22 protein-coding genes are annotated in these 20,617 nt (G+C 62.8%); 8 read left to right on the top strand and 14 right to left on the bottom strand.

Translation table 11 applies throughout. The features are described 5' to 3' along the window. Positions 1 to 93 precede the first annotated feature (93 nt). Together AC0L2V_RS09315 and AC0L2V_RS09320 are read left to right on the top strand one after the other, a co-directional pair. Entirely contained in the window at positions 94 to 2,400 is a 2,307-nt protein-coding gene (locus AC0L2V_RS09315) for a xanthine dehydrogenase family protein molybdopterin-binding subunit (protein ID WP_473509916.1), read from the top strand. Positions 2,401 to 2,444: 44 nt separating this feature from the next. Continuing rightward, the gene (locus AC0L2V_RS09320; protein WP_091590849.1) at positions 2,445 to 3,347 is read left to right on the top strand and encodes a DMT family transporter; all 903 of its coding nucleotides are present in this window, start codon (positions 2,445 to 2,447) and stop codon (positions 3,345 to 3,347) included. Here the strand turns inward: AC0L2V_RS09320 and AC0L2V_RS09325 are convergent, their stop codons facing one another. The 3 genes from AC0L2V_RS09325 to AC0L2V_RS09335 all read right to left on the bottom strand — a co-directional run bounded on the left by AC0L2V_RS09325 (position 3,348) and on the right by AC0L2V_RS09335 (position 5,893). Beyond that, positions 3,348 to 4,160: a helix-turn-helix domain-containing protein gene (locus AC0L2V_RS09325; RefSeq protein WP_473519974.1), complete on the bottom strand. Its 813-nt coding sequence runs from the start codon at positions 4,158 to 4,160 to the stop codon at positions 3,348 to 3,350. Between the two features lie 74 nt (positions 4,161 to 4,234). Then, a complete protein-coding gene (locus AC0L2V_RS09330) occupies positions 4,235 to 5,122 on the bottom strand; it encodes a uracil-DNA glycosylase (RefSeq protein ID WP_287228825.1) in 888 nt (295 codons plus the stop codon). Between the two features lie 126 nt (positions 5,123 to 5,248). Continuing rightward, positions 5,249 to 5,893, bottom strand: coding sequence for a hypothetical protein (locus tag AC0L2V_RS09335; RefSeq protein ID WP_128168068.1), 645 nt, complete (start codon positions 5,891 to 5,893; stop codon positions 5,249 to 5,251). 10 nt (positions 5,894 to 5,903) lie between these two features. Here AC0L2V_RS09335 and AC0L2V_RS09340 point away from each other — a divergent pair, with 10 nt between their 5' ends. The 3 genes from AC0L2V_RS09340 to AC0L2V_RS09350 all read left to right on the top strand — a co-directional run bounded on the left by AC0L2V_RS09340 (position 5,904) and on the right by AC0L2V_RS09350 (position 8,665). Continuing rightward, positions 5,904 to 6,131 (top strand): hypothetical protein, encoded by a 228-nt coding sequence (locus tag AC0L2V_RS09340; protein WP_473519975.1) that lies wholly within the window; start codon positions 5,904 to 5,906, stop codon positions 6,129 to 6,131. 104 nt (positions 6,132 to 6,235) lie between these two features. Then, entirely contained in the window at positions 6,236 to 7,915 is a 1,680-nt protein-coding gene (locus tag AC0L2V_RS09345) for an electron transfer flavoprotein-ubiquinone oxidoreductase (protein ID WP_473509918.1), read from the top strand. 144 nt (positions 7,916 to 8,059) lie between these two features. After that, the gene (locus tag AC0L2V_RS09350) at positions 8,060 to 8,665 is read left to right on the top strand and encodes a DUF922 domain-containing protein (protein WP_023800798.1); all 606 of its coding nucleotides are present in this window, start codon (positions 8,060 to 8,062) and stop codon (positions 8,663 to 8,665) included. Position 8,666: 1 nt separating this feature from the next. Here AC0L2V_RS09350 and AC0L2V_RS09355 read toward each other — a convergent pair whose 3' ends face one another. The 5 genes from AC0L2V_RS09355 to AC0L2V_RS09375 all read right to left on the bottom strand — a co-directional run bounded on the left by AC0L2V_RS09355 (position 8,667) and on the right by AC0L2V_RS09375 (position 12,338). Then, positions 8,667 to 9,695 carry an endonuclease/exonuclease/phosphatase family protein gene (locus tag AC0L2V_RS09355; RefSeq protein ID WP_473519976.1) on the bottom strand — a complete coding sequence of 343 codons (1,029 nt, stop codon included), beginning with the start codon at positions 9,693 to 9,695 and terminating at the stop codon, positions 8,667 to 8,669. Positions 9,696 to 9,818: 123 nt separating this feature from the next. Beyond that, on the bottom strand, positions 9,819 to 11,279 hold the full coding sequence (locus tag AC0L2V_RS09360; RefSeq protein ID WP_473519977.1) for an AMP nucleosidase: 1,461 nt from the start codon (positions 11,277 to 11,279) through the stop codon (positions 9,819 to 9,821). A 128-nt stretch (positions 11,280 to 11,407) separates the two neighbouring features. Further along, on the bottom strand, positions 11,408 to 11,602 hold the full coding sequence (locus tag AC0L2V_RS09365; RefSeq protein WP_128168071.1) for a hypothetical protein: 195 nt from the start codon (positions 11,600 to 11,602) through the stop codon (positions 11,408 to 11,410). Between the two features lie 35 nt (positions 11,603 to 11,637). Further along, positions 11,638 to 11,787, bottom strand: a complete 150-nt coding sequence (locus AC0L2V_RS09370; RefSeq protein WP_287258542.1) for a hypothetical protein — start codon at positions 11,785 to 11,787, stop codon at positions 11,638 to 11,640. A gap of 206 nt (positions 11,788 to 11,993) precedes the next feature. Further along, positions 11,994 to 12,338, bottom strand: coding sequence for a DUF2147 domain-containing protein (locus tag AC0L2V_RS09375; protein WP_287228840.1), 345 nt, complete (start codon positions 12,336 to 12,338; stop codon positions 11,994 to 11,996). A 463-nt stretch (positions 12,339 to 12,801) separates the two neighbouring features. Between AC0L2V_RS09375 and AC0L2V_RS09380 the strand changes: the two genes are divergently transcribed. The 3 genes from AC0L2V_RS09380 to AC0L2V_RS09390 all read left to right on the top strand — a co-directional run bounded on the left by AC0L2V_RS09380 (position 12,802) and on the right by AC0L2V_RS09390 (position 14,801). Beyond that, the gene (locus AC0L2V_RS09380; protein WP_027152750.1) at positions 12,802 to 13,068 is read left to right on the top strand and encodes an SEL1-like repeat protein; all 267 of its coding nucleotides are present in this window, start codon (positions 12,802 to 12,804) and stop codon (positions 13,066 to 13,068) included. A 377-nt stretch (positions 13,069 to 13,445) separates the two neighbouring features. After that, positions 13,446 to 13,613, top strand: a complete 168-nt coding sequence (locus tag AC0L2V_RS09385; RefSeq protein WP_473519978.1) for a hypothetical protein — start codon at positions 13,446 to 13,448, stop codon at positions 13,611 to 13,613. Positions 13,614 to 13,682: 69 nt separating this feature from the next. Next, positions 13,683 to 14,801 (top strand): ABC transporter substrate-binding protein, encoded by a 1,119-nt coding sequence (locus tag AC0L2V_RS09390; protein ID WP_128172686.1) that lies wholly within the window; start codon positions 13,683 to 13,685, stop codon positions 14,799 to 14,801. A gap of 202 nt (positions 14,802 to 15,003) precedes the next feature. On the opposite strand, the gene AC0L2V_RS09395 is transcribed toward AC0L2V_RS09390, so the two are convergent. The 6 genes from AC0L2V_RS09395 to AC0L2V_RS09420 form a co-directional block, all read right to left on the bottom strand. Then, positions 15,004 to 16,962, bottom strand: a complete 1,959-nt coding sequence (locus tag AC0L2V_RS09395) for an acetyl/propionyl/methylcrotonyl-CoA carboxylase subunit alpha (RefSeq protein WP_473519979.1) — start codon at positions 16,960 to 16,962, stop codon at positions 15,004 to 15,006. A 187-nt stretch (positions 16,963 to 17,149) separates the two neighbouring features. Continuing rightward, a complete protein-coding gene (locus tag AC0L2V_RS09400) occupies positions 17,150 to 17,569 on the bottom strand; it encodes a hypothetical protein (RefSeq protein WP_473519980.1) in 420 nt (139 codons plus the stop codon). A 67-nt stretch (positions 17,570 to 17,636) separates the two neighbouring features. Continuing rightward, positions 17,637 to 18,164, bottom strand: a complete 528-nt coding sequence (locus AC0L2V_RS09405; protein WP_473519981.1) for an O-acetyl-ADP-ribose deacetylase — start codon at positions 18,162 to 18,164, stop codon at positions 17,637 to 17,639. A gap of 3 nt (positions 18,165 to 18,167) precedes the next feature. Next, positions 18,168 to 19,775 (bottom strand): carboxyl transferase domain-containing protein, encoded by a 1,608-nt coding sequence (locus tag AC0L2V_RS09410; RefSeq protein WP_473519982.1) that lies wholly within the window; start codon positions 19,773 to 19,775, stop codon positions 18,168 to 18,170. Between the two features lie 5 nt (positions 19,776 to 19,780). Beyond that, the gene (locus AC0L2V_RS09415; RefSeq protein WP_473519983.1) at positions 19,781 to 20,164 is read right to left on the bottom strand and encodes a type II toxin-antitoxin system VapC family toxin; all 384 of its coding nucleotides are present in this window, start codon (positions 20,162 to 20,164) and stop codon (positions 19,781 to 19,783) included. Further along, on the bottom strand, positions 20,161 to 20,553 hold the full coding sequence (locus AC0L2V_RS09420) for an AbrB/MazE/SpoVT family DNA-binding domain-containing protein (protein WP_473519984.1): 393 nt from the start codon (positions 20,551 to 20,553) through the stop codon (positions 20,161 to 20,163). Before AC0L2V_RS09420 ends, AC0L2V_RS09415 begins: the two co-directional genes overlap by 4 nt. Positions 20,554 to 20,617: the final 64 nt, after the last annotated feature.

The raw sequence follows: 20,617 nt of genomic DNA on the forward strand, positions 1-20,617 counted from the left end.
AGCACGCGCTCTTTACACGAAACCGTCACTCGACAAAACTGGCGCAGCGCCTATTTCAGGCACTCGTTTTCCAATCATCGTCGCGAGGTATCCATGACCGTCGTCACACCGAAATTCGGCATGGGCGCCTCTGTGCTGCGTCGCGAGGACCAGGCCTTCCTAAAGGGTCTCGGTCGCTATACGGACGACATCCAGCCGGCCGGCCTCCTGCACGGCTATGTCCTGCGCTCGCCGGTGGCCAAGGCAAGCTTCACCCTCGGTTCGACCGAGGCGGCCAAGGCGGCATCTGGCGTCCATCTGGTGCTGACCGGTGCTGATCTTGCTCATCTCGGCAAGCTGAAATCCGGCGTCATGCAGAGGCAGCCGGACGGCACCAAGGCGCCGACCCGCGACATTCCGGTCCTTTGCCGCGACCGGGTCAATTATGTCGGCGACGCCGTCGCCTTCGTCGTCGCAGACAGCCGCGCGCTGGCGCAGGACGCGGCCGAACTGATCGAGGTCGAATACGAGGGCGAGGATGCCGCGTCCGGCACCGCCACGGCGCTTGACGAAGGCACGCCGCTTGTCTGGCCGGAACTCGGCTCCAACCGCGCCTTCAGCTACCACATCGGCGACAAGGCGAAGACCGCGGCGGCATTCGCCAGGGCGGCGCATGTCACCCGCATCGAATTCATCAACAACCGGCTGGTCTGCAACTACATGGAGCCGCGTTCGGCGATCGGCGAATGGAACACGCAGGAGAACCGCTTCGTGCTGACCACAGGCTCGCAGGGCGTGCATTCCATGCAGTACATCCTGGCCGACATATTCAAGATCAAGAAGAACCAGCTGCGCGTCATCACGCCGGATGTCGGCGGCGGCTTCGGGCCGAAAAGCTTCGTCTATCGCGAGCATCCGCTGGTGCTGGAGGCCGCCAGACGCCTTGGCCGCCCGGTGAAATGGGCCGGCGACCGCACCGAGCATTTCCTCACCGATGCGCAAGGCCGCGACAATGTCGTGACCGCCGAGATGGCTATGGACAAGGACGGCCGCTTTCTCGGCATGAAGGTCGATCTGCTCGCCAATATCGGCGCCTATATCTCGCAATACGGCCCGTTCATCCCCTATATCGGCGTCACCATGTCGACCGGCGTCTACGACATCCAGGCGCTCGACGTTTCGGTGACCGGCCTCTACACCAACACTTGCCCGGTCGATGCCTACCGCGGCGCCGGCCGTCCGGAAGCGGCATTCCTGCTGGAAAAGCTCGTCGACGCCTGCGCCCACGATCTGGGCTTGCCAGTCGAAGAGATCCGCCGGCGCAATTTCATCAGGCCCGAGCAGTTCCCATACCGCACGCAGACCGACCGCCTCTATGATACCGGCGAATTCGCAGGCCATATGGACCGCGCCATCGAACAAGCGGAGTGGCAGGCGTTCCCGGAGCGACTGGCGCAGTCGAAGGCGGAAGGCAAAATCCGCGGCATCGGCATGGCGACTTATATCGAGGCCTGTGCTTTTCCCGGCTCCGAACCGGCCTTTGTCGAATTGAACGGCGACGGCACGGTGACGCTGAAGATCGGCACCCAGACCAACGGGCAGGGGCATGCGACCGCCTATGCGCAGTTCCTCTCGGAAAAGCTTCATCTCGACATCGGCAAGATTCATGTCCGCCAGGGCGACACCGACGAGCTGAAGGCCGGCGGTGGCACCGGCGGCTCGCGCTCCATTCCGCTTGGCGGTGTATCTGCTTCTCGCGCCGGCGAGGATCTGGCCATCAAGATCAGGCGCATCGCCGCCGATGAGCTGGAAGCCTCGGCCGACGATATCGAATTGTCCAACGGCGTTGCCCGCATCGTCGGCACCGACCGCACGATCGATTTTTCGAGCATCGCCAAGGCCGCCAAGAACCCGGACGATCTCAAGGGCTTTGGCGAGTTCGTGCAGGACGAATGCACCTATCCGAACGGCACCCACATCTGCGAGGTCGAGATCGATCCCGACACCGGCGTGACGGAAATTGTCCGCTATACGATCGTCGACGATTTCGGCGTCACCGTGAACCCTGTGCTGCTGGCCGGCCAGGTGCATGGCGGCGTCGTCCAGGGCATCGGCCAGGCGCTGACCGAGAACACGGTCTATGACGAGGACGGGCAGCTGTTGACGGCAAGCTTCATGGACTATGCCATGCCGCGCGCCGACGATTTGCCGTTCTTCCATTTCGAGACCCGCAACGTGCCCTCGACCACCAATGCGCTCGGCATCAAGGGGGCAGGCGAGGCGGGCACGATCGGAGCGACGCCGGCCGCGCTCAACGCGGTGACGGATGCGCTCTATCGCGCCTACGGCATCAGGCACATCGACATGCCAGCAACGCCGGCGCGCATCTGGGCGGCGATCCAGGAAGCAGCTGCCAAGTGAACCCGACGGACCATCCCGGCGGGCACAACACGCTGACCGGGATCATGCTCAAGATCGTCTCGGTGGCGGTCTTCGTCGCCATGTCGTCCTGCATCAAGGCGGCGGGCACGGTGCCGGCGGGCCAGATCGTCTTCTTCCGCTCGTTCTTTGCCATCTTTCCGATCGTCGTCTTCCTGGCCTTTCAGGGAAAGCTTGGCACCGCGTTTTCGACCAAGCGCCCGCTCAACCACATTGCGCGTGGCGTTGTCGGCGTCTGCGCCATGGGGCTCGGCTTCTTCGCGCTGATTCGGCTGCCGCTGCCGGAAGCGATCGCGCTGAACTACGCACAGCCGCTGCTGGTGGTGGTGTTCAGTTCGATCTTCCTCGGCGAAGCGATCCGCGTCTATCGCTGGAGCGCGGTTGCGGTCGGACTGGTCGGGGTGCTGGTCATCTCATGGCCGGAACTGACGCTGCTGGGTTCGGGCGCAGCACTCGGCGATCAGGAGGTGCTTGGCGTCATCGCCGCACTGCTCGCGGCAGCGATCTCGGCCGTCGCCATGCTGCTGGTGCGCAACCTCGTCCAGAGCGAGCCGACGGCAACCATCGTGCTGTGGTTTTCGGTGACGGCGAGCCTTCTGGCCTTGCTGTCGCTGCCGTTCGGCTGGCAGGCGCTGACACCGGCGCAGGCGGGCCTGCTCATTGCTGCAGGCTTTTGCGGCGGGCTCGCCCAGATTCTGATGACGGCGGCCTATCGCCATGCCGAGGCCTCGGTCGTGGCGCCTTTCGAATACACGTCGATGCTGCTTGGCATCGTTGTCGGCTATCTCGCCTTCGGCGACGTCCCGACGGTTCATATGCTCATCGGTGGCGTGATCGTCGTTGCCGCCGGCATCTTCATCATCTGGCGCGAGCGCCAGCTTGGCCTCGAACGCGCCCGCACCCGCCAGGCGACCCCACCGCAAGGATGATCAGGACGGCTCGGCCCGCTCGTTCGCCAATCGCACCAGCACGGTCCTTGTCTGCTCATCGGCGGGGAAAAAAGATTCGATCGCCAGTTCCGACAGCGTCACGTCGAGCGGCGTGCCGAACACGGTGATGGTGCTGATGAACGACAGCACGGCATCGCCATGCGCAAGCCGCAGCGGGTGCACGATCGCGTTCGGCTCGACCGGCACCGGCCGTGCGCCGTTCAGGCCGGACGGATAGGTCCGAAGCTCGCGCTCCAGTTCGACCAGAACCGGGTCGCCAGTGGCGTCGTTCTGGTGTTTCAGCCGGTCGAGAAGATGCGCGCGCCATTCGGCCAGGTTGACGATGCGCGGCGCGACGCCACCCGGGTGCAGGCTGAGCCGCAGCACGTTGACCGGCGGCTTCAGCAAGGAAGGCTCGGCGACGTTGGCGAGGAACGGGCTGATGGCGGCGTTTGCCGACACCAGGTTCCAGTGCCGGTCGACAGCCAGCGCCGGGAAGGGTTCGTGACCCTTGAGCACGATCTCGACCGCCGCCATCGCCGGCGCTAGCGAGGCATCGGTGAGCGGACGCTCGCTGAAGCTGGGGGCAAAGCCTGCGGCCAGCAGGAGCTGGTTGCGCTGCCTCAACGGGATCGACAGCTGCTCGGCCAGATGCAGCACCATGTCGCGCGAGGGCGCCGCGCGGCCGCTTTCCACGAAACTCAGATGCCGCTGCGAGATTTCGGCTTCCATGGCGAGATCGAGCTGGCTCATGCGCCGGCGCGTGCGCCATTCGCGAATGAGGCTGCCGGCGGAAGTCTGGGTTGCGGTCATGGGCGCATGACTAGGCCGGCCGCAGATGCATTTCAATTACCGGGGAGGTTATAGCGCCGCTCTTCCCTTCACCCTCAACCCAGCGCCCGAAGCTTCGCCTTCACTTCAAGGAAATCCCGCCACGCCAGCTTCTTGTGCGCGGGGGTTCGCAAGAGATACGCCGGATGAAGCGTTGGCATGGCGGGGATGGCAATGCCGGCGGCGGTCGTGTGGACGCGCCAGTTGCCGCGCAGCCGCAGGATGCCCTCTGTGGTGTTGAGAAGGGTGCTTGCCGAGGGGCCGCCCAAATTGACCAGCACCTTCGGATTGACCAGCTCGATCTGCCGTTCGATGAACGGCCGGCAAATCTCGGTCTCGTGCGGCGTCGGCGTGCGGTTGCCCGGCGGCCGCCAGGGAATCACATTGGCGATGTAGGCCGAGGTCCGGTCGAGGCCGATCGCGGCCAGCATCCGGTCGAGTAGCCGGCCCGAGCGGCCGACGAACGGCAATCCCTCGATGTCCTCGTCGCGCCCGGGTGCCTCGCCGACCAGCATCACCGCGGCATTCGGATTGCCGTCGGCGAACACCAGGTTCTTGGCGGTGAATTTGAGGTTGCAGCCGTCGAATGCCGCCATGTGCTGGCGAAGTTCGTCCAGGGTTGCCGCCGTCGTCGCCAGGTGTCGCGCCAATGCCGCTTGCTGCTCGTCGGGCACTGTCGCCGTACCGGACGGCGCGCGCACCGCCGGCGCCGCAGCTTGCCTTTCGCCCATTCCGGCGCGTGACAGACTTGTCGAGCGTGGCAGCGCTGCGTTTTCACCGGTTGGCGGCGTAACTGTCGCTGGCGCCCGCTCAGGCGGCTTTGACGCAGCCTCGGCAAACCTGTTCAGCGGCTCCTCTTCGAGCGCTTCATCGACGCCGGCGCTGGCGTAGAAGGCCAGCAGGTCGGCAATATCAGATCGGTTGTCTCGGGAAACGGCAGTCATGCTTTCACATTCAGCCGCGCGGCAGGAATTTGCAACATCGTGATTGGCGCGATGCTTCATGATTTCGTCATCCAGGGCCTCAGCGACGTCGCTTCGCTCCTGCTTCGCCCTGGATGACGAAGTGGTTCAGCTCGACGGTATACGCGGATCCTGCACCAGATAGAACGTCCAGCGTGGTGTGTAGTCGGTGATCAGGTAATCGAATTTTGCCGTCTTCAACGGGTCGATCTTGCCGCTCTTGAACAGCAGCCGGTCATAGGGTTCGAAGTCGCGATCGAAATCGGCAAAGCTGCTCGACCAGATGTTGTCAGGCGTTTTGTTACGCTGGTCGAACGACAGGCCGTCGCCGAACACGCTCGGCCGGTGGAGTATCTCCTGGAGCTCGAACTGGAACTCGACCCAGGCCTGGCCGCTGTTGTTGAGCACGTCGATGCGCATATACATGAGGCCGTTGGCAAATTGGCCCGCAGTGCCGAAGGGGTGGATCGGCTTCGTCGTGCGGATCGTCAGTGTCACTGGTGTCGCCGAATTCAACTCTTCGGTGATGACAAGCGGGTCCTCCTTTGTCCCGATACCCGAGGCGCTGGTGATGCGGAAGCCGCCCAGCTCGTCGGAAAAGGAGTAGGCTCCGGCCACCCAGACCCTTTGCGGCTCGGCGTGGGCGCCAACGGACGCCAGCGGCAAAAGGGCCAAAACGAGCGCCCGGCAAACCCGTCCGGGCGGCGAAAAAAAGCGCGTCGATGAAAAGCCGGATGGCCCGTATGTGCGCATGGTGCGAAGTATGGCCGATAAGCAAGCCGTCGAACAATTAAAAAAATCAGGGCAACGGCTCTCTTTGGACTGGCTTGACCCGGATCGATGTTGGTGGACCCGCAAATCGCGATTTTGTAGTACGATGCGCGGCCTTTTTGACGAAATCGGCATTGTCACGTCAGCGCCGGTTTCGCGTCGCGAATTGATGCGCTATGCAGCGGATAAGCCAGCAAGATGCGCAAATGCGCTCGCATGATCCCAAAAAGTGAAATCACTTTTTGGGATCATGCGAAAATAAAGTTGCCAGAGTGTCCTTTGCGCGTCCAATGGGCGCGCGGCACTCTGGGCAGTGAGGGGTTGATGAGCGAGATCGAACGCGAAAGCATGGAATTCGACGTGGTCATCGTCGGCGCCGGGCCGGCCGGCCTCGCTGCCGCGATCCGTCTCAAGCAGGTCAATCCCGAGCTTTCCGTCGTCGTCCTGGAAAAGGGCGGCGAAGTCGGCGCTCACATCCTGTCCGGCGCCGTCGTCGATCCGATCGGCATCGACCGGCTGCTGCCGGGCTGGCGTGACGAAGAGGGACATCCGTTCAAGACGCCGGTCACCGCAGACCATTTCCTGGTCCTCGGCCCCGCCGGTTCGTTCCGTCTGCCCAATATCCTGATGCCGCCGCTGATGAACAACCACGGCAACTACATCGTTTCGCTCGGCAATGTCTGCCGCTGGTTGGCGACCAAGGCCGAGGCGCTGGGCGTCGAGGTCTATCCGGGCTTTGCCGCCGTGGACCTCATTTACAGTGACGAGGGCGCGGTCACCGGCGTTGTCACCGGCGATATGGGCGTCGAGAAGGATGGCACGCATGGCCCGGGCTTCGCGCCGGGCATGGCGCTGATGGGCAAATATGTGCTGATCGGCGAGGGCGCGCGCGGCTCGCTGGCCAAGCAGTTGATCGCCAAATATCATCTTTCCGACGGCCGCGAGCCCGGCAAATACGGCATCGGTCTCAAGGAGCTCTGGCAGGTCAAGCCGGAGAACCATCGGCCGGGCCTTGTCCAGCACTCCTTCGGCTGGCCGCTCGACATGAAGACCGGCGGCGGCTCCTTCCTCTACCATCTGGAGGACAACCAGGTGGCGGTCGGCTTCGTCGTCCACCTCAACTACAAGAACCCCTACCTGTCGCCGTTCGACGAGTTCCAGCGCTTCAAGACCCACCCGGCGATCAGGGCCACATTCGAGGGCGGCAAGCGGCTCGGCTATGGCGCCCGTGCCATCACCGAGGGCGGCTGGCAGTCGGTGCCGAAACTGTCCTTCCCCGGTGGCGCGCTGATCGGTTGTGCTGCCGGCTTCGTCAACGTGCCGCGCATCAAGGGCTCGCACAATGCCGTGCTCTCCGGAATGCTGGCGGCCGAGCATGTCGCCGAGGCGATCGGCGCCGGCCGCGCCAATGACGAACTGGCTTCTTACGAGGCGGCATGGCGGGCAACCGACATCGGCAAGGATTTGAAGAAGGTGCGCAACGTCAAGCCGTTGTGGTCGCGCTTCGGCACCGTCGTCGGCGTCGGCATCGGCGGTCTCGACATGTGGCTGAATTCGCTGTTCGGGTTCTCGCCCTTTGGCACGCTGAAGCACGGCAAGGCCGATCATGCGACGCTGGAGCCGGCCGCCAGGCATAAGAAGATCGCCTATCCGAAGCCGGATGGCGTGCTCACCTTCGACCGCCTGTCCTCGGTGTTCCTGTCCAATACCAACCACGAGGAAAACGAGCCTGTCCACCTGCTGGTCGCGGATATGGACCTGCAGCAGCGTTCCGAACACGATGTCTATGCCGGGCCCTCGACACGCTACTGCCCGGCCAGTGTCTACGAATGGGTCGACAAGGATGGCAACGCCGCCACCGATCCCGAGGCGAAGGACGTGCGCTTCGTCATCAACGCGCAGAACTGCGTCCACTGCAAGACCTGCGACATCAAGGATCCGAACCGAAACATTACCTGGGTGCCGCCACAAGGTGGAGAGGGACCAGTCTACCAAAACATGTAGCCCAGCAAGCCAGAACGGCCCGGCGGCCGTCTCGCCCGCCGATCAAATGAAGGCGCGTGAAGGCCTATTATATGTGCGGCGTCTAAAAGAAGTTGAAGCGGGGCGGCGCCTGTGGTTCCATTCTTTCTGACCCGGGAGATGACCATGCGCCTGGCGGTTCTGACGTGCCTTGCGGCGATTGGCGGCTTGTGCGGCTTCGCACCGTCGGCATTGGCTGACACGAAGGTGCTGGTCAAGACCCGGACCTACGACATCACTGGAACCACGGGCGCCGCCCTGATCGAGGCCATGGACCGCAACGGTCCGAAGCGGCACGGCTTCATGACGCACGCCATCGCGCTGGCCGCCTATACCGTAGATTGGGACCTCGACGTCACGAGGGAGGGTGGTGTCTGCCGTCTGCGGCAGGCCAATGGCACGCTCGATCTCACCTACACCTTGCCGCGTTTGGCCTCGGCCGCGACGCCGGCATTGCAGAAGCGCTGGAAGCGGTTTTTCGCGGGCGTTCGTGCTCACGAGCATAACCATGGCCGGATCGCCAGGGCGATGATGCGGGCGACCGAAAGATCGATCACTGGACTGGAGTTCGCCGACAACTTGTTTTGCAGCAAGACGCACCGCGAGGCGAGGCGCCGGATCAAGGCCGTCTATGCCGAATACGAGGCGAAACAAAACGCCTTCGACGCGCGCGAGCATCGCGACGGCGGCCATGTCGAGCACCTCATCAGGGCGCTGTTGCGCAAGCAGTAGCTCAGCTTCGGGTCCTGCCGTTCTGTCTCACCGATGCCGTCGCGGTTTCGTGTTCATCGACCGGCTTCTTCTGTTCCGGCCTGAGCGAGAACTCCACCATCAGCGGAAGATGGTCGGAGCCGGCGTTATCCAGCCTCGACACCGAATGGATGAGAACTGCGCCCTTGCTGAAAACAAGGTCGATCGGCAGTCCGGCGAAGCGCAGGAATTCCGGCAGCTTGATAGGGAGCCAGGTCGGCCCCGGCGAAGGCGCCACGGTCAGCTTGCCAAGACCTGCGACGCGCCGGACGGCGGCGCTCCACGGCACTGCATTGCAGTCGCATGCCAAGATCGATGTCTCGCCGAGCGAGGCGAACTCCCCCGACAATCCGCCGATCTGTCGTGACTGGTTGCGCGGCCATGGCCAGGTGAGGTGCATGGCGGCGACGTCGACGTCGGTTCCGCCGAAATCGACCGTCGCGATGGCCATCGCGCCGCGGCCATCGCAGTGCGGTTGCGTGCCGGCGGCAAACGGCCGTCTGGACAGCAGCGCAACGCCGAAAACGCCATTGGGGTAGGGGCAGAGGATCCGGTAAGGGTAGGCGCTGGCAAGATGGCCAAGTTTGGCCTCCCACATGTCGGACACCTCGTCGAGGGTGATCACATCAGGCTGGGTCCGGCCGATCAGCGACAGGACTTTTTCAGGCGTTGAATTGTTGAACCGCAGGTTCATCTGCAGCAGGCGGTAGACCGCCTGATCACCGGGGTAGACCGCCTGATCGCCGGCCTCGACCTCGTAGGCTGCCTGGACCGGCCACAGGCGGGGCACCGACAGGGCGTTCGACGTGGTGGCAAAGGCAGCCACCGCAAAGAGCAGCCCTGTGGCCGCCTGCAGGCGAAACGAGGTCGCCAGCAGCGGCAGCGCGCAAAGCGCCATCAGCACGGCAAAATGAACGCGGAAATGAGCGAAGGAATCGAAGGCCGGATGCAGCGTTCCGAAAAACCCGGCCACCAGCGCGACCGAGAAGACGAGCATTGCGACGAATGCCATCGAAGCCATCATGTCTCGAACGGGTGCCATCTCCTTTGCTTATCGGCAGAAATGCGGCCAATCAAGATGGTGAAATGCCCTGCCGCGCTGTTACCATACTCCGATCGATGAAAGCCGCCGTTCCTACTGGAACGCCGTCTCCGAAAAGCTTCTGAGCTTGCGCGAATGCAACCGTTCCATCGGCATCTCGGCCAGCTTTTCCATCGCCCTGATGCCGATGGTCAAATGCTGTGCCACTTGCCGCTTGTAGAACTCGGTCGCCATGCCGGGCAGCTTCAATTCGCCATGCAGCGGTTTGTCGGAGACGCAAAGCAGCGTACCGTAGGGTACGCGGAAGCGGAAGCCATTGGCGGCGATCGTCGCCGACTCCATGTCGAGCGCGATCGCCCGTGACTGCGACAGCCGCTGCACTGGCCCACGCTGGTCGCGCAACTCCCAGTTGCGGTTGTCGATGGTAGCGACTGTGCCGGTGCGCATGATACGCTTGAGGTCATAGCCGGAAAGGCCGGTGACTTCGGCGACCGCCTCCTGCAGCGCCACCTGGATTTCGGCCAGCGGCGGGATCGGCACCCAGACCGGAAGATCGTCGTCCAGAACGTGGTCTTCCCGCACATAGGCGTGCGCCAGCACATAGTCGCCCAGCGCCTGGGTGTTGCGCAGGCCGGCGCAATGGCCGAGCATCACCCAGGCATGCGGCCTGAGCACCGCTATGTGGTCGGTGATCGTCTTGGCGTTGGAGGGGCCGACGCCGATATTGACCATGGTTATGCCGCCATGGTTCGGCTTCTTCAGATGGTAGGCCGGCATCTGCGGCAGGCGCGGCGGCGCCACGCCACGGCTGGGCGCGCTTTGTCCAGCCTTGGTGACGACGTTTCCCGGTTCGACGAATTCGACGTATCCGCCGCCGCCTTTCGCCATCAGATCGTGCGCACGGGCGACGAATTCGTCGATGTAGAACTGGTAATTGGTGAACAGCACGAAATTCTGGAAATGCTGCGGACTGGTCGCCGTGTAGTGCGACATCCGGTGCAGCGAGTAGTCGATGCGTTGCGCCGTGAACGCCGCCAACGGCCTGGCTTCGCCTAACGCCACTTCGAACGTGCCGTTGGCGATCTGGTCGTCGGTGCCGTCGAGATCCGGTACGTCGAACAGGTCACGGATCGGCCGCCTGATGCGCTCGGCTGCCGCGCCGTCGACATGCGAGCCTTCCAGGAACGCGAAATGCAGCGGGATGGGCGTCGTCGATTCCGAGACCGTGACCGGAACGCCGTGATTGCGCATGATCAGGCGAAGCTGTTCGATGAGATAGCGTTCGAAAAGGGCGGGCTGGGTTATGGTGGTCGAGAAATGCCCGGGCGTCGGCATATGGCCGTAAGCCTGCCGCGAGTCGATCTGGGTGAACGAAGTCGTGGTGACACCGACCTCCGGATAAAAGGCCCGGTAGCGCTTGTTGTTGTCGCCGCCTGCGGCGAGCGCCGTAAACGAATCGCGCAGGAATTTGGTGTTGCGGTCGTAGAGGGCCTGCAAGGCCGCAACGGCCTTTGCTGCATCATTGAAGATCTGCCGGCCAAACGGCTCCGGCATCACGACTGAGTCTATGGCTTGGGGGTAGATTCGCTTTTCCATGACCCAATATAGAGGCTTGGCCATGCGGTTGGGAGGGGCCGAAGGGTCGTTTTTTATTTTGCATGGTTTCGATGAAGGCCGATTGCCTAGCCGCGCCGCAGGCTGATCAGCAGCACAAAGCCGACGCCGGTCTTCTTCAGCGCCGGCGCTTCGATTGTCGAGCCGGCATCGGCGCGCATCGTCGGCACGGCCAGAACCGGGGCCGCAAGAACCGTCAGGATGAGCGCCGCCCGTGGCAGGACCCGAAGGGTTTTCAGGACGTTGGCGACGATGCGGTTCATGGCTTTGCTTTTCTCCTCTCGAAGTCTTTGTCGGTTCAGGGGCGAAAATGGTTCACGCAACCGAACCGGCAGGAATTGGCCTGGTCCCAGTTGCGGGCCGAGCGCCCCTCGGCAACGAGGATGGCGAACGACATGCCGAACAGGCTCATCAGCAGGCAGACGATGGTGAAGCGGCGGGCGAACATGGCGTGGTGTCTCCTTCGACACGCACGAGAATGCCCTGATGCAACTGAACCGGTTCTGATGCCGGCGTTCATCTGCGGTTCAAATTTGGACTGTTAGGGCGCAGAAGGCGCAGCCTGCGCGATCGATCGGTGTTCCCAAACACAGAGGCGCGAACAAAAACGGGGCCTTTGCGGCCCCGTTTTTCATTGTGCGGCAGTCGAAACGATCAGAGTCTGTGCCAGGTCTGGCTCCTGCAGATCAGCCCGCCGAGCACGCAGCCGCTCATCTTGAGCGAAGCGCCTGAGACCGAGGCCTTGCCCGAATAGGTCTTGTCGGTCTCCGGGTCGGTTATCGTCCCCGTATATTTGTTGGCGCCGGACACCTTGAACGAACCGATGCGCTTGCCGGCAAACTTGCCGGATTTGAGCGTGATGGAAAATGCGTCGCCACCGCCCGTGATGGCGGCGGTCGAACCGGCCTGCGTTTTCCAGTTGCCTTCGATCGGGTCGGCCCAAGCGGTGCCGGCCATGATCAATGTGGCCGCGAGGGCCATGCTGATTTTGCGAAACATGTTTCTCCTCCCTGTGGGCATCCGGACGAACGTTCCGCCCCGCCAGTCTGCCTCTTACGCAAACGTAAGCTAATCCACCTCCCGGCAAAACAAAAGCGGTGCCGCTGCGGAAGACTTCGGGATTTTTCCCGGCCGCCTGAAGCGGTCTGGTCGGCGAGAAATGAAACACCGGGCATGCTGGCTTTGTCTTCCGTGGTTAGCGGAATCTTGATTTGCGCCTCGCAAATTTTCATCAATTTTAGTCCAAACCGGCGCAATTGCTGGCTTTGCATCGTTAATGAATTTCCGCGTTTACCTCTTGTTTTAGCTTTGTTTTCCTCAAATTAAGCACGCCGTTTAACGACAGATTCAAGCCTTCGGTTCATTCTCGAAAGCATCGAAAGAGCGGCCGCCCCAAGGGTTTCCAAGGGACAGAACGAGGCAGCTCTCGGGAGCCTGACAGGGGCTAGAACAGGGGATTGAAATGGCACGTTTTGAAATGCCTGAAGCCGGCTTCGGCGCCATGGGGGCAACTGCCCAGGCCGACATTCTTTTCGAACTGGGCATGATGTATGCGACCGGCCGCGATTGCGAGACCGATGTCGTCGCCGCCCACAAATGGTTCAACATCGCTGCGATCAAGGGCTCGGTGCGCGCCGCGGAACTGCGCTCGGAATTGTCGGCCGCCATGTCGAAAGTCGAGATCGCCAGGGCGCTGCGCGAAGCCCGCGAATGGATGACGATGCACTAAGTCTCACCTGAGCTCATCAGGTCCGGAGCTTATCAGACACTGAGATCACCGACAGGGGCGCTTCAAGGCCGCGCGAAGACGGCCGGACCGGCAAGAACAAGGCCGCGCAAGACGGCCGGACCGGCAAGAACAAGGCCGCGCAAGACGGCCGGACCAACAATGACAAGAACGCCGCAGGCCGGATACAGCCCAGCTGCGCGACGGACAGGGAAGGCGAGCGGTTTCGGGGCGCGCGTGAGAGCGTTCGGGATTGTTCGATCGACAAAAGCCGCGACCGGCCGGAACAAGGCAGGCGCGGCTTTTCGCGTTTTCGGGACCATGATCCCAAAAAGTGGAAACCGGTTTTTGGAAGAAGATCATGGTCAAACAGTCGGACCATGATCCCAAAAGTGGAAACCGGTTTTTGGAAGAAGATCATGGTCAAACAGTCGGACCATGATCCCAAAAAGTGGAAACCGGTTTTTGGAAAAGATCATGGTCAAACAGAAAGCCGCAGGCCCAATCGAGTGCCGCCGATGCGCCAAGACAGGCTTGGCGAACGGTGAAATTCTCCCACCTAATCTGGAAGAGGCGCGGTCGGAGCGGCCGCGCGCGAGTGGAGGAGTTGTATCGCCATGAAAAAGTTGGGTATTTTGAGCGCGGCCATTGTCGGCCTGGTGATGAGCGCGCCGGCCTTCGCCGAAGACATCACCTTTTCGGTGGTCGGACCGATGACCGGACAGCTTGCCACCATCGGCGACCAGTTCAAGCAGGGCGCGCAAGCCGCCGCCGACGCGATCAACGCCGCCGGCGGCGTCGACGGCCGCCAGATCAAGCTCGACGTCCAGGATGACCAGTGCGATCCGAAGCAGGCGGTTTCGGTCGCAAACCGCATCGTCGCCAACGGCGTCAAGTTCATCGATGGCCATGCCTGCTCGGGCTCGAGCATCCCGGCCTCGGCCGTCTATGCCGAAGCCGGTGCGATGATGATGTCGCCGGCTTCGTCGAACCCGGAGCTGACGGACGCGGCGGCGAAATCCGGCTGGCCGACGATCATGCGCCTTTATACGCGCGATGATGCGCAGGGCGCCTTCATCGGTCCATGGATCGCCAAGAAATACGCCGGCAAGAAGGTCGTCATCATGCATGACAAGAGCGCCTATGGGCAGGGCGTGGCCGATGCCGTCAAGGCGACGATGAACCAGAACGGCCTCAACGAGATCCTCTATGAGGGCATCAACGCCGGCGAAAAGGACTATTCGGCGCTTGTCACCAAGCTCAAGGAACTGAAGGCTGATGTGGTCTATTTCGGCGGCTACCACCCAGAGGCCGGCCTCATCCTGCGCCAGTCGGCGGAACAGGACTTCAAGTTCCAGCTGATCATGCCGGACTCGATTGCCACGCCGGAATTCTGGCAGGTTGCCGGCCCGGCCGGCGAAGGCACCATGTTCGTTTTCCCGTCGGATCCGCAGGCGAAGCCCGAAGCCAAGCAGGCCATCGAAAAGATCAAGGCGGGCGGCTTCGTGCCCGAGGGGTTTACGCTGTTCTCCTATGCCGTGATCCAGGCCTTTGCCGAGGGCATCAAGCGCGCCGGCAGCGACGACCCGGCCAAGGTTGCCGAAGCGCTGAAGAATGGCCAGCCGATCAGCACCGTCGTCGGCCCTGTCACTTTCGATGAAAAGGGCGACCTCAAGAACGTCAGCTACGACATCAACCAGTGGCACGACGGCAAATACGCGCCGATCCAGCCTTGATCGCCATTGCATGTCGCGCAAAAGTGCGCAGCGGTTTTGCGGAAACGACATGCACAAAAACAAGAACTAAAGCGCGTCGCGTGCGACGCGCTTTAGCGCCTGGCGACAATCGGAGATGGCCGGGGCAGATCCGGCCATTTTCATTTGGTCATGCGTTTGCGGCGCGCGTCTTCCGTCGTCGCCTTTCCTTGGATGAACAGCGTCAGCCGTGGGCTTCCTCGGCAAAACGCACCAGCACCGTCCCATCGGTGACCTGTGCGCCCTCTGTTGCGATCTCGGCGATCGTCCCGTCATGCGTGGCGGAAATCGTGTGCTCCATCTTCATCGCTTCGAGGATCAACAGCGGCTGGCCCTTGATGACGGCTTCGCCTTTTGCCGCGCGCACGAGCTTGACCAAGCCCGGCATCGGCGCGCGCAGGCTGTCGGCACCGGCGGCGATTTCGTCGGCTATTGCCAACGGGTCCGGCACCGCGAAGCTGTACCCGACAGCACCTGAAAAGACAGTGACATGGCCTGGCCAGCGGGCGAGGCGAGGGGCAGCGCGAAGATCAAGCGCGCTGTCATAAGGTGCGTCCAGTGCCACCTGGAAGCGCCCGTCCGGCCGCATCGATACAAGCGCCAGGATATCGTCCTCGCCGTAGCGAAGCCGCGTGCGCCGCGCCATCGCGTGGAAATGCGCATAGCCGGCAAGCGACGACCACGGGTCGCGGGTCGGCGCCTGAGCCCCGGCGCCGGACGCTGCAAGTGCGGCCGCGGCGACGATCTCGCTGCTCGGCGGCGGCACTGCGGTCAACGCTTGCTGGTGCCTGCCGATCAGCCCGGTGTCGACGTCACCTGCCGAAAAATCCGCGTCAGCGGCGAGAGCCGCGAGAAAGGCGGTGTTGACGGTCGAGCCGGCGATCTCGGTTTGCGAAAGGGAAATGCCCAGTGCTTCGAGCGCCGCCTGCCTGTTCCTGCCATGGACGACGAGCTTGGCGATCATCGGGTCGTAGAACGGCGAGATGGCATCGCCAGTCCGCACGCCGGTCTCGATCCGCATGCTGGCGCCCTCGGGCGCTGTATCCGGAAATTTCAGGTGATGCAGCGTGCCCGTCGCCGGCAAAAAACCCTTTGCCGCGTCTTCGGCATAGATGCGCGCCTCGAAGGCATATCCGGAGAGCGCAATCTCGCTCTGCGTCTTCGGCAGCTTTTCGCCGGACGCCACCCGCAACTGCCATTCGACCAGATCGGTGCCGGTGACCATTTCGGTGACGGGATGCTCGACCTGCAGGCGAGTGTTCATTTCCATGAACCAGAAGCGGTCGGCCTTCAGCCCTTGCGAGGCGTCGACGATGAACTCGATCGTGCCGGCGCCGGAATAGTCGATCGCCTTGGCGGCCTTCACCGCCGCCTCCGTCATTGCCTTGCGCAATGCCGGCGTCATCCCGGGGGCGGGGGCTTCCTCGATCACCTTCTGGTGGCGCCGCTGCGCCGAGCAGTCGCGCTCGTAGAGATGCACGACATTGCCGAAGCTATCGCCGAAAACCTGAACCTCGATGTGGCGCGGCTTGTCGACATATTTCTCGACCAGCACGCGGTCGTCGCCGAACGCGGCCTTGGCCTCGCGCCGCGCACCCGACAGCGCCTCGGAAAAGTCGTCGGGATGTTCGACGCGCCGCATGCCCTTGCCGCCGCCGCCGGCGCGCGCCTTGATCAGCACGGGATAGCCGATCTCGCGTGCCTTGGAGGCGAGCAGCACGATCTCCTGCGCCTCGCCGTGATAGCCCGGCACAACCGGCACGCCGGCCTTCTCCATCAGCCGCTTGGCCGCGTCCTTCAGCCCCATGGCGCGGATCGAGGCGGCCGACGGGCCGATGAAGACGAGCCCGGCCGCTGTCACCTGATCGACGAAATCAGGGTTTTCCGACAGAAAACCGTAGCCGGGATGGATGGCTTCGGCGCCGGTGGCCAAAGCCGCCGCGACGATCTTGTCGCCGCGCAGATAACTTTCGCCGACCGGCGAGGGTCCGATATGCACCGCTTCGTCGGCCATCTCGACATGCAAGGCGCCGGCGTCGGCGTCGGAATAGACGGCGGCCGTGCGCACGCCCATCCTGCGCGCGGTGCGGATCACCCGGCAAGCGATCTCGCCGCGGTTGGCGATCAGGATTTTGGCGAACATGGGACCTCCAAAGCCAGAGCTTGCCGCCAACGGCGCGAATGCTCCTTCACGCGGGCTGTGGCAACACCCTGCTTTGCAGTCCGGCCATTGTCAAAGGATCGGTAAGCCAGGCCCGCTTACGTCTGAAAACGTTGCAGCGTCATCTTCGCCCCATCCCGCTGGTATTTGCGCCCGTTGCTGCAGCAACCTACTTGGAGGCGGCGATGGCGCAGCCGCCTGCCGCCGTCTTGAGTTTCCACCTCGTCAAGCCGGCCTGACAATTGCGCAACGCTCTCTCTTCCGCGGCCTGTTGCGAGGGGGCGTTGAGCGTGGAACCACAGATGATGTAGAGGTCGCTGACGCGCGAATAGAACGTCGTCGCATAGGCCGAATGGCCGCGACATAGGATTTGTAGGCTTTCGGGCAATCTCCGGTCGAACCTGCCGGAAAATTGACGGCGAAACGACGGTCGCCTTTGTTTCCCGCCAGCGATTCCGCCGCTCCCACGCCAGGGGTCGCTAATATAAGCAACGTCGAAAGTACTGACATAGTTGTTTTTTGAAAAATCTGCAGTCTCATCTTCGCCCAATCCCCACGGTATTTGCGATAAGCAATAACCGCGATTCATTCGTCTGACCAGATCGGTGAATGAAAATAAGTCTGAAACTATGAAGGGATTTTCCTACCTGTGCCGGTCACGCTCCGCCAAGCAGCAACGCCTGTTGGTATAGGTCCGCCGTCTGTTGGTCGAAGCAGCAGAAGATGACGGTTTCAGGAACCGCATTGTGGCTGACAAAGGCGCTCACCGTGCCAACGGCGATCTGCGTCGCCTGGTCCTTTGGATACCGGTATACACCGGTCGAGATCGCCGGAAATGCCACCGTCCTGCAATCCTTGCCGGCGGCGAGTTCGAGCGACCGGCGGTAGCAGGAGGCCAACAACTCGGCTTCGCCCTTGCCGCCGCCTTGCCAGACCGGCCCGACCGTGTGGATGACATAGCGTGCCGGCAGCCTGTAGCCCTTGGTGAGTTTTGCGTCGCCGACCTTGCAGCCATTGAGGGATTGGCATTCGGCCAGAAGTTCGGGGCCGGCCGCACGGTGGATGGCGCCGTCGACGCCCCCGCCACCCAGAAGTGAGGTGTTGGCGGCGTTGACGATGGCGTCGACCGTCAGCCTTGTGATGTCGCCGACATGAACGCGAATCCTTGCCTCGATCTCGCTCATCGGTCACATCCTGAACACGCCGAAGCTTGTCTCCTCGATCCCGGCGTTCAGCGCTGCGGACAGGCTGAGCGCCAGCACCTCGCGCGTCTTGGCCGGATCGATGATGCCGTCGTCCCAGAGCCGGGCGGAGGAATACAGCGGGTGGCCTTCATGCTCGTATTTCATCAGGATCGGCTTCTTGAATTTTGCCTCCTCCTCCGCGCTCCATTCCCCGCCCTTGCGTTCGATCCCCTCGCGCTTGACCACGGCCAGCACGGTGGCCGCCTGCTCGCCGCCCATCACCGAGATGCGGGCATTCGGCCACATCCACAGGAAACGTGGCGAATAGGCGCGTCCGCACATGCCGTAATTGCCGGCGCCGAACGAGCCGCCGATGATCATGGTGACCTTCGGCACGCGGGCCGTGGCGACCGCCATCACCAGCTTGGCGCCGTCCTTGGCGATGCCGCCGGCCTCGTATTTTCGCCCGACCATGAAGCCGGTGATGTTCTGCAGGAAGATCAGCGGAATCTTGCGCTGGCAGCACAACTCGATGAAATGCGCGCCCTTCAGCGCGCTTTCGGAAAACAGCACGCCGTTGTTGGCGATGATGCCGACCGGCATGCCGTTGAGATAGGCAAAGCCGGTGACCAGCGTGGTGCCATAGTTCTGCTTGAACTCGTCGAATTCGGAGCCGTCGACGATGCGGGCGATCACTTCACGCACGTCGTAGGGCTGGCGCAGATCGGTCGGCACGATGCCGTAGAGTTCTTCGGCCGCATGAAGCGGCGCAATCGGATCGCGTAGCGCCAGCCCGATCTGCTTCTTTCGATTGAGGTTCTTGACGATGCGGCGCGCGATCGCCAGCGCATGCTCGTCGTCCAGCGCAAAATGATCGGCCACGCCCGAAAGCCGCGTGTGGACCTCGGCGCCGCCCAATTCCTCCGCGCTGACGTCCTCGCCGGTAGCGGCCTTCACCAGCGGCGGACCGCCGAGGAAGATGGTCGCCTGGTTGCGCACCATGATCGTCTCGTCCGACATCGCCGGCACATAGGCGCCGCCCGCCGTGCACGAACCCATGACGCAGGCGATCTGCGGAATGCCAGCAGCCGACATGTTGGCCTGTTTGTAGAAGATGCGGCCGAAATGGTCGCGGTCGGGAAACACCTCGTCCTGGTTGGGCAGGTTGGCGCCGCCGCTGTCGACCAGATAGACGCAAGGCAATCTGTTCTGCAGCGCGATCTCCTGCGCGCGCAGATGCTTCTTCACCGTCATTGGATAATAGGTGCCGCCCTTCACCGTGGCGTCGTTGACGACGACCATCACTTCGGTGCCTTCGACGCGGCCGATGCCGGTAATGATGCCGGCCGATGCGATGTCCTCACCATACATCGACCACGCGGCGAACTGGCCGATCTCGAGGAATGGCGAGCCGGTGTCGAGCAATTGGGCGAGGCGCTCGCGCGGCAAAAGCTTGCCGCGGCTCTGGTGGCGCTCACGCGCTTCCTCCGAGCCGCCACGCTCGACGGTTGCCGCCTTTTGCGCAATGTCGGCGACCAGCGCCCGCATGCGCTCGGCATTGGCGCGGAAGGTGTCGGAGGCTGGCGAGATTTGCGAGGTGAGGGGGGCCATTGGCGTTACCGGATCAGTTCGATCTTGCAGCCGATATCCAGGTCGCCCCAGCCGCGGTCGGCGGTGATGGCTATGGCGTTCTCGCGAATTGCCAGGGCCAGGCAGGCGCGATCGCCCAGCGACAAGCCGCGATGCCGCGTCAGCTCGCGAAGCTGACCGGCGGCGATGCCCATCATCTCGTCGAAAGCAGCGACCGGCATGCCGAGACTGGCGAGGTCGTCCGCGGCCTCTTCCATGCTGCGTCCCTTGTCGATCAGCTTGGCGATAATTTCGGCCGCATTGACGGAGCTGAATTGCGCGTCCGGCGCGAAACCCAAGGCAACATCGGTGCCTTTCTCGTTAAGCAGGATCGCAAGCGCCGCCGAGCTGTCCATGACGTAAGCTTTCACTTCGCTCCCTTCCTCGCCATTCCCAGGGCATGAAGCCGGTCCAAACGTCTATCGCTTCGACGCTGTTCTTCCCGCCGCTCCTTCAGAAATTCGTCGACGACACTTTCGCCAGGCTTTTTCAACGCTGACAATTCGGCCTGGACGCGCCGCAGATTCCGAAGCCACGACCTTACCCGCAACTCGCCGTTCTCGACATGAAGGATCAAGTCTTCACCAGGCTTCACGCCCATTTCCTCGCGCATCGCAGCCGGGATCACGAAGCGTCCGCCCTCGCCAAGTCTGACGCGCTCGCGTTTTGCTGGCATCCGGAGCGGAGTTTTTTGAGCGCCTGCGTCGAATTGTGTCGGCGGGTTCTCGTCAAACCCAACCTTTTCGGTTCCGTTCGCCATGTTCTGCCTCGGTCCGGAAATATGACATCTCAGGAGAAATATGGGGCAAATTGTCCAGCATGGC

It is taken from the genome of Mesorhizobium sp. WSM4814 (genome assembly GCF_055811595.1).